Source organism: Bacillus sp. TH22 (assembly GCF_016651015.1).
GTDB lineage: Bacteria > Bacillota > Bacilli > Bacillales > Bacillaceae_G > Bacillus_A > Bacillus_A mycoides.
In genome coordinates this window covers 2,353,999-2,366,688 of record NZ_JAEKER010000001.1, presented here as the reverse complement: position 1 = coordinate 2,366,688, position 12,690 = coordinate 2,353,999, and the positions used below count along the sequence as shown (strand labels likewise).

Annotated in this window: 13 protein-coding genes; 3 read left to right on the top strand and 10 right to left on the bottom strand. The window is 36.7% G+C overall.

All coding sequences use genetic code 11. From position 1 onward, the window contains the following. Positions 1 to 30: 30 nt before the first annotated feature. The 4 genes from JFU18_RS12090 to JFU18_RS12075 all read right to left on the bottom strand — a co-directional run bounded on the left by JFU18_RS12090 (position 31) and on the right by JFU18_RS12075 (position 4,436). Positions 31 to 912 (bottom strand): IS3 family transposase, encoded by an 882-nt coding sequence (locus JFU18_RS12090; RefSeq protein ID WP_201031949.1) that lies wholly within the window; start codon positions 910 to 912, stop codon positions 31 to 33. A gap of 8 nt (positions 913 to 920) precedes the next feature. Beyond that, a complete protein-coding gene (locus JFU18_RS12085; RefSeq protein ID WP_201031948.1) occupies positions 921 to 1,217 on the bottom strand; it encodes a transposase in 297 nt (98 codons plus the stop codon). Between the two features lie 98 nt (positions 1,218 to 1,315). After that, positions 1,316 to 2,863, bottom strand: a complete 1,548-nt coding sequence (locus JFU18_RS12080; RefSeq protein ID WP_201032481.1) for a DNA-binding protein — start codon at positions 2,861 to 2,863, stop codon at positions 1,316 to 1,318. A 181-nt stretch (positions 2,864 to 3,044) separates the two neighbouring features. Next, positions 3,045 to 4,436 (bottom strand): amino acid permease, encoded by a 1,392-nt coding sequence (locus JFU18_RS12075; RefSeq protein ID WP_201032482.1) that lies wholly within the window; start codon positions 4,434 to 4,436, stop codon positions 3,045 to 3,047. 265 nt (positions 4,437 to 4,701) lie between these two features. On the opposite strand from JFU18_RS12075, the gene JFU18_RS12070 reads away from it, so the two are divergent. From JFU18_RS12070 to JFU18_RS12060, 3 genes are all read left to right on the top strand, one after another. Beyond that, entirely contained in the window at positions 4,702 to 5,994 is a 1,293-nt protein-coding gene (locus JFU18_RS12070; protein WP_201032483.1) for an NCS2 family permease, read from the top strand. A gap of 286 nt (positions 5,995 to 6,280) precedes the next feature. Further along, complete coding sequence (locus JFU18_RS12065) at positions 6,281 to 6,481, top strand: helix-turn-helix transcriptional regulator (protein ID WP_000301182.1); 201 nt, start codon at positions 6,281 to 6,283, stop codon at positions 6,479 to 6,481. A gap of 4 nt (positions 6,482 to 6,485) precedes the next feature. Then, positions 6,486 to 6,920, top strand: a complete 435-nt coding sequence (locus tag JFU18_RS12060) for a hypothetical protein (protein ID WP_201034723.1) — start codon at positions 6,486 to 6,488, stop codon at positions 6,918 to 6,920. A gap of 33 nt (positions 6,921 to 6,953) precedes the next feature. Here JFU18_RS12060 and JFU18_RS12055 read toward each other — a convergent pair whose 3' ends face one another. From JFU18_RS12055 to qoxB, 6 genes are all read right to left on the bottom strand, one after another. Further along, a complete protein-coding gene (locus tag JFU18_RS12055; RefSeq protein WP_201032484.1) occupies positions 6,954 to 7,391 on the bottom strand; it encodes a GNAT family N-acetyltransferase in 438 nt (145 codons plus the stop codon). Positions 7,392 to 7,405: 14 nt separating this feature from the next. Further along, a complete protein-coding gene (locus tag JFU18_RS12050; protein ID WP_201032485.1) occupies positions 7,406 to 7,696 on the bottom strand; it encodes a DUF4022 family protein in 291 nt (96 codons plus the stop codon). An 18-nt stretch (positions 7,697 to 7,714) separates the two neighbouring features. Then, entirely contained in the window at positions 7,715 to 9,544 is a 1,830-nt protein-coding gene (locus JFU18_RS12045) for a monovalent cation:proton antiporter family protein (protein ID WP_201032486.1), read from the bottom strand. Between the two features lie 268 nt (positions 9,545 to 9,812). Further along, positions 9,813 to 10,124 (bottom strand): cytochrome aa3 quinol oxidase subunit IV, encoded by a 312-nt coding sequence (qoxD, locus tag JFU18_RS12040; protein ID WP_002063824.1) that lies wholly within the window; start codon positions 10,122 to 10,124, stop codon positions 9,813 to 9,815. Further along, a complete protein-coding gene (gene qoxC / locus JFU18_RS12035) occupies positions 10,125 to 10,727 on the bottom strand; it encodes a cytochrome aa3 quinol oxidase subunit III (protein ID WP_000729310.1) in 603 nt (200 codons plus the stop codon). A gap of 13 nt (positions 10,728 to 10,740) precedes the next feature. After that, positions 10,741 to 12,675 carry a cytochrome aa3 quinol oxidase subunit I gene (gene qoxB, locus JFU18_RS12030; protein ID WP_201032487.1) on the bottom strand — a complete coding sequence of 645 codons (1,935 nt, stop codon included), beginning with the start codon at positions 12,673 to 12,675 and terminating at the stop codon, positions 10,741 to 10,743. Positions 12,676 to 12,690: the final 15 nt, after the last annotated feature.

Here is a 12,690-nt window from a genome sequence, read left to right as displayed (position 1 = left end):
TGTCAAGTAGACAGTATTAAAAAAGCGCAACTAAGCAACCTGAGTTCTATATTTATATGGACTCAGGTTATTTAATTTCTTTTGAAATCTTTGATGATTATAAAAGTACATATATTTACGCACGGCAAGTTTGACCTCATTCGCTTTATGGAAGGAGTGTAAATGAAAACACTCTGCCTTAAAGTGACTGAAGAAGTTTTCCATACAAGCATTATCCCAACAGTTGCCTCTTCGAGACATACTTGCCTTCATCTGATATTTTTTAAGTAATTGATTATATTGACGAGATGTATACTGGGACCCTTGATCACTATGTAAGAGGATTCCCTTCACATTTCGTTTTTTCTTTGCCTTTTTAAGTGTATCTAACACAAGTTTTAAGTCGTTTCTACGACTGGTTTCATAGGCAACAATTTCATTATTGTATAAATCCTTAATAGCGGATAAGTACAAGCGCTGTCCATTGAAAATCAAATAGGTAATATCGGTTACCCATTTCTCATTCGGTTTTGAAGCTTGAAACTCCCTATTTAGATGGTTCTCTGAAATCACATAAGCTTCTTTTTTTCCGTAATAAGGTCGTTTTTTCCTAATTACGGCTTTGATACCTAGTTCACTCATCAATCTTTGGATGCGTTTATGATTCAAATGAAGGTTATATGTGGCTTTCAGCCACACTTGTATTCTTCTATATCCATAAATTCCTCTTAATTTTTTATGACACTTCAATATCTTTTTCTTAATTTCGATATCCTCTGATTGTTTTTTTGAAGGCGTCGTATGCCGTTTTATCCATTTGTAGTACCCACTTCTGGTTACACCAGCAATATCGCATAGAATGGTCACTGTATAACCTGTTTTTGTCATTTCATGGATGACTTCGAATTTTTTTATTTTGGATACGACTTTCATTCCTCCTTTTACATCCCTAAGAGCTTTTTTAACATTTCATTTTCCGCTTCTAATCGTCTGATCTTAGCTTCAGGATCTTCGGGTCTAACCCTTGGTCTACCTAAACCTGGTCCTTTCGCTTTACCGCGTTTTTCTTCTAGTCCTTTGATTCCTTCAGCTTCAAAGTGTTTCACCCAACGACTTACAACCGAGTGATGAATACCTAATTCTTTCGCAATGGTTTTATAGCTCATGCCTTCTATTAAGTATAAATCTATAGCTTGTTTCTTAAATTCTACATCGTAAGTGACTCTAATTTTTCCCATGAAAAAATCCCCTCCATAGTAAACAGGTTAATGTGCTTTCTTTTTCCTGTCTACTATAAGGGGATCATATCACTTTACGGATTGCCTTTTCTTTTACTTTACTTCTTACCAATCGTTACAGCCTCATTATATTTAGCTGTTGTGTTTTGTCTTAGGCGAAGTGTTGCTTGTCCAGTTGTATTTGGATCAAGTTGTACGTTCACAATTTTTTCAGCAGATCCTTGGCTATTTGTTATGAAAGAGAATGTACTGCTATATCCGAAAGAAGATGGCCAAGTACCATTTGTATTTTGAACTTTTGCTACTTGTGTTCCGCCAGTTGTGAAAATACCTAATGAATAATTATTGTACGTTGTATTTGGTAATAAGTTATTTACTTGAATCTTCATTTGGAACACTTCATTGTTTGGTAGAATGCTAGGGTGCGTAATTACGTAATCACTCGTTGTCACGGCACCGTTATAGCCGTATGAACCTGGTTTGAAAGTATTTGTATTGAACCACTGGTAACCTTGACTTGGTGCGCTCCAAGGTTCTGGTTGTGGTTCTGTTGATAAACTTGGTTGTTCAAATGTTTGTAGAGCTGTAGGTGCATCAAGCTGTAAACCACTCACTTGATCTAAGCTTGTAAATGTTTCTTGTTTCGCTAACCAATTCACGATGTTTTCTAATAGAACAGCATCGTTTTCTTCTTTATAACCATCATAAGTTTTCTTTGTTTGACCTGAGTCTTCGCGAACATATTTTGGCGAGGCATCTTCAACAGGAGAAGAATCACCAATAAAGGCAGCTTTTCCAAGACCAACTTTCGAAATAGCAGCATAAGGCCCCTCTGCAACGCCACCACCGTTATAAACGCCGCTATCAACAGCGTTATTCCATTTTGATGGATTTTCTGGAAGATATACAAGGCCTTTCGCTAGTTTTGGATTTGTAATCGCAAGGGTAGAGCCGGCATGCATGGCTACAGATGAAACGCCAGTTGTAATTCCGAATGATTGCGCAGGTGAGACAATATTTTTAGCTGAAACATCACCAAGTGCATTGTAACGGAAGCGAATACCGAAATTATCGGATAGCCAATCAGAGCTTTCTACTCCTTGCATAGCTTGTGAAGTTGTTTCTTCATTAGACATTCCCTTTGCTGGATTATCCCATGCCCCCCGTCTATATCCATTGAACACTTCTGAGGAGTCCCAGCGGTTTTTATTACGATCTGCATTATAATGATCGGCAATGAAGAAAATACTGCCGCCATTTTTCACGTATTGTAACATTGCGTCTTGTTCAGATTTTTTGTAAGGAATATTAGCTTCTGGAACGATAAACACATTGTAGTTTTTTAAATCTTCGTATGTAATAGATGCTGATTTACGAAGTTCTTTTACATGATATCCGTTTTGGGCAATGCCGTTTCCGAAATCAGAAAAACCGCCATCAATAACCCAATCAGCCGTGCCGGCAGTTTGACCGTGCGTATTATCGAATAATACTTTTTTCCCATTGTTTTGATTTACAACCTTTGCAGCAATTTCAGGAGCTGGGTCTACAGAGCTTTCGGCATAAGTAGACGGTATGAACGAACTCCCCATACTAAGTGTAATTGCTGTTGCTAAAGAAAATGTAATCCATTTTTTATTCTTCATAGAAGAATCCCCCTAATAATAAATATATGTGCTTTAATAATGTAATTTATTTTTCTGAAAAAATAAAGACAGAAAACGTAAAAAATATTAAAAAATTGTAAAAATACCGTGAATTTTGTTGAGAAATATTTATATAGATAATAAAAAATCCCTTCCAATTAATAAGGAAGGGATAGCTTGTTTAACTAATCTTTGAATTAGGTGTTTCATCAATCTTATGAAATCCTTTCATGTAATACACGATAGCTAAGCCAATAAGCCAAATTGGGCCAACGATTAATGCAATTCGTGTATCTTCTGAATACGCCATTATACATAGTACAAGTGCAAGGAAGCCAAGTGAGAAGTAAGAGCTTACTGGATGTAAAGGCATTTTATACGTGAGCTTGTCTTTTTTCTCAGTTGATAATCCTTTACGGAATTTAATTTGAGCGACTAATATAATACCCCAAGTCCAAATTGCCCCGAAAGTTGAAATACTAGTTAACCATGTAAATACTTTTGCAGGCACAAGGTAGTTTAATATAACACCAACAAGTAAAACGATAGCCGTTGCTACAATTCCTTGACTCGGAATACCGTTTTTATTTAAACGACCGAATCTTTCAGGAGCTTTCTTTTGTTGGGCCAAAGTAAATAGCATACGCCCTGTACTAAATAAACCACCGTTACAAGAAGAAAGTGCAGCTGTTAATACAACAAAGTTAATAATACCTGCTGCTTTTGCAATGCCGATTTGTTGGAATGTTAATACGAATGGACTTCCTTTCTCGCCAAGTTCGTTCCATGGATAAATTGCCATCATAACGAATAATGCCCCAACGTAAAAGATTAGGATTCTCCAAAATACGTTATCGATAGCTTTTGCGAGTGTTTTCTTCGGGTTTTGAGCTTCACCAGCTGTAACACCAATTAGTTCAACGCCTAAATAAGCGAATAATACCATTTGTAAGGAAAGCAATAATCCAGAGAAGCCATTTGGGAACCAGCCCCCATGTTCCCAAAGATTTGAAATACCAGTTGCAACGCCTCCATTTCCAAATCCGAATAGAATAATACCAAAGCCAATCACTATCATACAGATAATTGTGACAATTTTAATGAGAGCAAACCAAAACTCAAGTTCTCCAAATACTTTTACTGATAAGAAGTTGAAAGCGCTCATTAATAATAGAGCGAGTAGTGCCCAAGTCCAGCGCGGGATATCTGGGAACCAGTACTGCATGTAAATTCCAGCTGCTGTAATTTCCGCCATACAAGTAACAACCCATAAAAACCAGTAGTTCCAACCAGTAATATAGCCAGCAAGTGGGCCGATATAATCATTAGCATATTTACTAAAAGAACCGGCAACCGGTTGTTCAATTGCCATTTCTCCGAGCGCTCGCATAATGAAAAAAATAACGAGTCCAGCGATCATATAACCTAGTAAGATGGAAGGACCAGCTAGTTTAATAGCAGAAGCAGATCCTAAAAATAGCCCAACGCCAATAGCCGAACCGAGTGACATTAAAGTAATATGTCGTTCTTTTAAACCTCGATTTAAAGTTCCAGATTTGTTTGTGTGCTGCATAAGAAGAATCCCCCTTGTAGAATGAGCTACCTAAATATTTAACTATTTCAAATTATAAAACATTTCTATCTGTTATGCTACAAAAATAATCAAAATGAACTGTACTACATCTGAACTGGTCAGACTTAAACTTAAAATTCTCACTATTAGAGAACATATTGACTCTTCTTTTTATTGATTGTTAAGATTAAGTATTATATTTTCTCACATACTAGTAAGAAAAGAATGTATGATAATAATTCAGGTGTAGGAAGGGTACATAGCCATGTTTCAATTACAAAAATATAACACTTCTGTGAAGCAAGAGCTTTTAGCGGGCATCACAACTTTTTTTACATTTGCGTATATTCTTGTCATCAATCCGAAAATATTATCTGATGCAGGTGTACCATTTGATCAAGCTTTTACGGCAACTATTATTGCGACAGTTGTTGGAACGCTATGTATGGCGTTTTTAGCTAACTATCCAATTGTTATTGCTCCAGCTATGGGAATGAATGCATATTTTGCTTATTCTGTTGTTCAACAGGCAGAGGGGATTACATATGTCATTGCGTTTTCAGCAGTATTTGTAACAGGTATTATTTTTCTTTTATTATCTTTCACTTCGTTTAGGCAAAAGCTAATTGTCGCAATTCCTGACAGTTTAAAACAGGCAATTGCGGGTGGAATCGGATTATTTATTGCTTTTATCGGATTGCGGCTCTCGGGTATTATCGTTGATCATCCATCTAACTTAGTTACAATCGGAGACTTTCATTCACCGGCTGTTATTTTAACAATAGTTGGTTTAGTGTTAGCGGCGGTATTAATGGTATTACGCGTTAGTGGTGCATTGTTTATTAGTATGATTGTGACAGGGGTTATTGCTTTCTTTACAGGGCAATTAAAGTTTGAAAATAACATTGTCGCAATGCCACATTTGCCAGAAGGCATCATTATTTCAAACCCTATCAATGCATTTTCTGATGTAATTCAATATGGGTTATATGGAGTTATTTTTTCATTCTTACTTGTACTTTTATTTGATACAACAGGTGCTTTACTTGGTTTAATTAAACAAGCAGGTTTAAATACAGATAACACTGAAAAGCGTTTTGGCAAGGCGTTCATTGCGGATGCAATTGGCGGGACTACAGGTTCTATCTTTGGGACAAGCCCGACAGCAGCGACAATTGAATCGTCAGCTGGAATTGCTGCAGGTGGTAAAACTGGATTGACAGGTATTGTAGTTGTTTGTTTAACGGTTATAACGGCATTCTTTAGCCCTGTTATTGCTTCTTTATCAAGTGTAGCAGCTATTACAGCTCCTTCATTAATTATAGTAGGTAGCTTAATGGCACAAAGCATTCGTGATATTAATTGGGATGAATTTGAAGATGCATTACCAGCATTTTTAATTTTCGTAGGTATTCCGTTAACGTCTAGTATTGCGAATGGAATTGCAATCGGATTTTTAGTGTATCCAATCTTAAAGATTGTGAAGGGAAAAGGGATGGAAGTGCATCCGTTACTATACTTATTTACAATTTTATTTGGATGTCATTTATTCTTATAATATAGATATAGAAAGAGGGCTTCTTATGAGAGGCCCTTTTTTTGTGTATAATAAAGTGAAACTATAATCAGTGGGGGTTTTGTTCATCCCTATTGATTATTAGCCTTCACCAATCGGGCGTTTAGGGGCAGTTAATCTCCTACCTAACTTTTTTGCTCCAGCCGAATTTTGAGGTGGAGTTTTACTACCCGTTAATTCGGGGTAAGGTGAAAATTAATCAGTTACGTAAAATATAAATTACTTAATGGAATATATATGTTACTATAAAGATAGAGGAGGAACATGAATGGCTGTAAGTAAAATAAAAGTCGCGCGTGTTCAGTTAGATTTAACACAGCAACAATTAGCAGAAAAAGTAGGCGTTACAAGGCAAACGATTAGTTTAATTGAGAAGGGGAAATACAACCCGTCTTTAGATTTATGTTTGAAAATTTGTTATGCGGTAGATAAAACATTGAATGATTTATTTTGGGAGGAAAAGGAGTGATCTAATGAAAATCGTGAAAGATGAGCGCTTAATGGTTGAAGGGTTAAAACATATTAGAATGGCGTTTATCCTGCAAAACGTTATGATATTAGGGATTGTCTTTTATCGTTACGTCGTGCAAGGAGCCGGATATGAAAGTGTCTCTCATCTATTAATGATATTTATTGGCGGAATAGTAGTTATTAACTTCTTAAATTTAAAACATTCTGTAGAGGTATATGAGCATACAGGTGGAGTATCGCGTAGTTATTTCATGAAACTAGTATTAATTCCAGTAGGGATTGTTATTGGACTGTTAGCTATTTGTATCATTTTAACACCAGGTATTTCGATAAAGGAAATTAGTATAACAGGACTTATTATGTTTGTTTGCTTTTTAATTCCTAGTTTGTTTATATACATATATATGAAAAAAATAAAAAGTGAAAAAGAAATATAAGAAAAGCTTTCTGCAATATGCAGAAAGCTTTTCTTATATTTCTTTATACATTACTTTATGTAGTCCTATTGGATTAATCTCGAAGATTTCACCATGCTCATAGAAGCCTAATCGTTTGTAATAATCCGCTACGGTAATTCGGGCATTACACCATAGAATATTTGCTTCGCGTTCTTGGAGGACTTGTTCAGCTTTACGGATTAAGGAGCTGCCAGCATGCTGGTTTTGGAAATTAGGTAATGTTGCCATTCCCCGTAGACGATAGTGGGTACCAGCTTGTAAATCAGGATGTATTTCTTTAGAGAAAGAGGCGATACTAACAAGTTCATCATATAAAAATGCACCTAAATGAAAGGCGTCTGTTTCGTAATCTGAATCGTATTTACAATCTTCTAATGATTGATTGGGACGCAAAACCTTTTGACGTAATAAGTATGTTTCAGATGCATCAATATGTTTCACTGTAATCATAATATCATCCTTTCTTATAAGCCTTTTTCTATAAGTTGTAAGAAGAAATATGCGGGTGCAACGAGAAGTCCTAGTATGCTAGCGGTTCCGAGAAGGAGTGAGATTAAGAGACAAAAGTACTTAATTCCATTCGATTTTTTCCATCCATAACTACAAATTTCAATGCTAATACCGATGAGAATAATGGCGACGAGTACTTCTGCTAATAATAAGAGAGCTAAAGTTACAATAGACATAATGTGATTCATCCCCATAATATGTGATAGTAACATTTTACCATATGAAATTGAAAAAATGCCCCTCATTTATGTGAGGGGCATTTTCTATTCTAATATGTTTTTCATTGTATCAATATGTTCTTTTGAACCCGTTACAAGTAAAGTATCGCCATGCTGTAACTTCGTATCACCATGTGGTATTAATGCTTTATTACCACGGTAAATTTGAATGACAAGTACATCACCTAGAAACGGAAGGCGACGAAGTGCTAAGCCGTTATATTTATTACTTCGTAGTTCAACCTCACGCACCGTTTCATTTGCTGTTGTAATCAAGCGAACGAGACTCGGTTTATCAATAAGTGCACGTAATAAAATACGTGTAGAGTTAATAGTCGAGAATACAGCGATATGTTCTTGAGTCGCTTTTTCTTGTAGAAGGGGATCTTCTACACTTGCGATGACGTGTTCAACACCTAATTCTTTTGCGTGTTCTGCTAATAATAAGTTTTGTTCATCATCACTTGTCGCAACAACAACACGGTCTGCTTCGAAAGCTTGTTGCTCCATTAAAGATTGAATAGTAATCTCATCTAATTTTACAATAGGGAAGTCATGAGATTTCGCTTCCTCATCATTTATTTTATTTTGACGTATCATATATAGTGTTACGTCATAATCTTCACGTTTTAAATCAAGTGATAACGGAAGGGTAATTCTGCTTGCACCAATAATAGATACTTTCGGTTTTGGTGTTTCCACTTTTGGAAACATCTTTTTAAATAATATAGGTGCAAAAATACAAGTAATAACTGCACTTAAAATAAGAGATGCTGATAAACTTGGGCTAATGATGCCTAGCTTTTCACCGATTTGTGCAGCCGCAATAACTAAAGAAAGTGTTGATGTTAACAAAATAGCACTTCCGAGTACGATATTGCGTGGGTACCATTTTCGTAAGACGAGTGATGGCAACAGTTTTGAAATAAAGAGTCCCACAATTAGAATTGGGATCATTAGCATACTAGAAGGCTCTTTAAAAATAGACCATACTTCTAGATTTACACCAACCATTACGAAGAAAATAGGAATGAAGAAGCCATATCCGATGGAATCAAGTTTTTCAACCATATCTTCATTTGGTGATAATAAAGATACGAGTACACCTGCTAAAAAGGCTCCCAAAATATTTTCTGCCCCAACAGATTCAGATAATCCAACTAATATTAAGATGAGTGCAAAAACAGCTCGTGTATCAATTTGTACACTACCGGCTTTTAAGCTTTCTAGGTATGGAATATTTTTAAAACGTCTTGCGACAAAGTAAATTACAATACCAGCACCGAATAGAAGAAGTAGAAGCCACATGCTTTGGCCACTTTCGGAATTTAATCCGACGAATACAGCGAGTAAAATCATTGTAACTAAGTCTGCAATAACAGCGACTAATAAAATGATTTGCCCGATTGCGGTTTTTCCTAAGTTATTTTCTTTCAATGTTGGTACGACAACACCTAAAGAAATAGTTGAAATAATTAAAGTCATGAACATTGCATTGTCTACGAATCCTAGCCATACGAATAGTAATGATAGGGCATAAGATAAAATGAAAATAAACAAGAAGATAATGCTTGCTGCTTGGAATGTGTTCGGTTCGTTTGTCGTATTCTTTTTCCCTTTTTGTTTAAAGATCGAAAAGTCAATTTCTAAACCACTTAAAAACATTAGGAAGATAAACCCTAGTGTTGATAAGACTTGAAGCCACATGTCTGGCTCAATGATGTTAAATCCACTTTTACCTACAAAGATTCCTGCGATAATTTCTGCAACAACGACAGGAAGTGCGTTTAATTTAAAGCGCTGTAACAAAAGGGGAACGAAAAACGCGATTGCGACGACAACCATAAGTGATAGAACAGAAGAATGATGTTCCATTGCGTTCTCTCCCTTCAAATAAATATAGTAACTATTTAGCCATATAATAGGAAGAAAAGCAACGGATATGGTTTCGATTTCATAAAGAAAGAGTTTTCTTAACATTTGTCATAATAAGTATATTTTTTATGATTTTGTTGTTAATTCCGTAATGTGGATGTAATAGGGGAGGGGATAAAGTGAAACTTTAATCAGTGGGGGTCTTACTGCTCGTTAATAGGGGATAAAAAAAGACTGCTGAGGAATCCCAGCAGTCTTTTCATGCAAATTACATTGAGAAGAAGATCCATACAGTAAGACCAACTGTTGCAGCTGCAACGAAGAAACTGTATATCATTGTAAGAATTTGAATTCTTCCTTCTCCTTCTTTTAAATGCATGAACATAATTAATTGTAATAAAGCTTGCGCAACAGCCATTATGATAATAGTTGTTAATATCGTTGAAAGTGGCAGGGTTGTATAAAGTGCCACGTATAAAGCTAGAAACGTTAGTGCAAGCGATAAAATAAATCCGAAAACGTGTGACCATGGGAATCCGCTATGCCCATGCCCGTTTGCTTGGTTGTTATTTTGACCCATTTACGCCACCATCCCGTTCAAGTAAACTAGTGTGTAAATAAAGACCCAAACAAGATCAAGGAAATGCCAGTATAAGCTGATAATAAATACTTTACGAGCTGTAACTGGTGTTAAACCTCGTTTTAAAATTTGGATAATAACACAAGTTGCCCAGATGATACCACCTGTTACGTGGGCACCATGCGTTCCAAGAAGAACGAAGAATGCCGATAAGAAAGCACTTGTTTGAATCGTTGCACCTTCACCAACGTACAAAATGAATTCTTCAATTTCAAAGAATAGGAAGCCTGCACCTAAAAGTAAAGTCAGGATAAACCAAGCTAACATTCCTTTTTGATTGTGTTTACGCATTTCATGAATTGCGATACCACATGTGAAACTACTTGTTAAAAGTAGTAGTGTTTGAATTAAAAGCGTTTTAAGTTCAAACAGTTGCGCTGGTGTTGGGCCATCTGCCGTACGACCAGCAAGGACTAGATAAGAGGCGAAAAGTGTTGCGAACAGCATAATTTCAGCCCCAAGAAAAATCCAGAATCCTAGGATGTTCAACCTGCTTTGCTCGGATTGATATTCCAAAGGTAAGCTTTTATCTAAAGCCGCCATGTCATTTCACCTCTCATGCTATATGTTCTGTTTCTTTAATTTCATCAACGCTTACGTAGTAGCCATCATCATAATCGAATGAACGATAGATTAAGCAACCTAAAATACCAACTCCGCCGATTGCTGCAATCCAGAACCAGCTAAATACTAATGCGAAACCTGCAAGACCGAAGAATAAAGACGCAATAATAGGCACGCCAGAGTTACTTGGCATGTGAATTGGTTTTATTTCTTCTGCAGCTGGTGTAACTGTTTCTCCACGTTTTTTCATGAACCAGAAAGCATCAGCTTCTTTAATTTCAGGAAGTTTCGCGAAGTTGTAATGTTGTACAGGAGATTGAGTTGCCCATTCAAGTGTACGGCCGTCCCATGGATCTCCAGTTGTGTCACGCTCACCGTGACGTGCACTCCAAATTACGTTATAGCAAAGGATTAGGAAGCCAATAGCCATCATTACAGCACCAACAGATGCGATTTGGTTTAGCCAGCCCCATCCAAGACTTTCAGAGTAAGTGTACATACGACGAGTCATACCGTCTAAACCTAAGAAGTACATTGGGAAGAAACAGATGTTAAATCCGCTCATAAAGATCCAAAATGTCCATTTACCTAGGCGTTCATTTAACATATGACCTGTCATTTTTGGATACCAGTATGTGAATCCAGCAAGCATAGCGAATACTGTACCTGCGATTAATACATAGTGGAAGTGAGCAATTAGGAAGTAGCTGTTATGGTATTGATAATCAGCTGCTGCCATTCCAAGCATAACCCCTGTAACTCCACCAACTACGAAGTTTGGAATAAATGCCAATGACCAAAGCATTGGAACTGTAAAACGAATACGTCCTTTATACAGTGTAAACAACCAGTTAAAGATCTTAACACCGGTTGGAATCGAAATCGCCATTGTCGAAATCGAGAAGAATGAGTTAACCGCTGGACCTGCACCCATCGTGAAGAAGTGATGAAGCCATACGACGAAACTTAGTAAAGAAATTGCAACCATCGAGTACACCATCGCACTGTAACCGAATAGACGTTTACGTGAGAATGTACTAATGATTTCAGAGAAAATACCGAATGCCGGTAAAATAACGATATATACTTCAGGGTGACCCCATACCCAGAATAGGTTGGCCCATAACATCGGCATACCGCCGCTCGCCATCGTAAAGAAGTGAGCATCGAATAGACGGTCAAATGTCATTAATGCAAGAGCAACTGTTAATACTGGGAAAGCGAAAATAATGATAATTGTTGTAATTAAGATTGACCAAGTAAACATTGGCATTCTCATTAATTTCATGCCAGGTGTACGCATTTTTAAAATAGTAACTAGGAAGTTAATACCTGTCATTAACGTACCGAGACCTGAAATCTGTAATGCAATTGCGTAGTAGTTATTTCCTACACCAGAAGTAAACTCTGTACCTGCCATTGGGAAGTAAGAAGTCCACCCAGCGTCTGGAGAACCACCAATTACGAAAGCGATGTTGAATAACATTGCTCCGACAAAGAATAACCAGAAACTTAAAGCATTTAAGAACGGATATGCAACGTCACGAGCACCAATTTGTAATGGTACTACAAGGTTCATTAATCCCATAACGAATGGCATTGCCATGAAAAGAATCATTACTGTACCATGTGTTGTAAAGATTCCGTTATAGTGTTCAGCGTTTAAATAGGTTGTTTCTGGGAATGTTAACTGTGCACGGATCATTAAACCATCCATACCACCACGGAATAACATTATAACGGCAGAGATAATATACATGGTCCCTATTTTTTTATGGTCAACAGTTGTCAACCATTCATCCCAAAGCCATCTCCATTTTTTGTACTTTGTTAGTACGAAAAGAATCGCTAATGTCACAAGAACGATAGAAGCGTCAGCTCCGTAAATAATCGGGTCACCTGTGACAAAAAATTCATCAAGCTTCACTGTGTTCACTCCAAT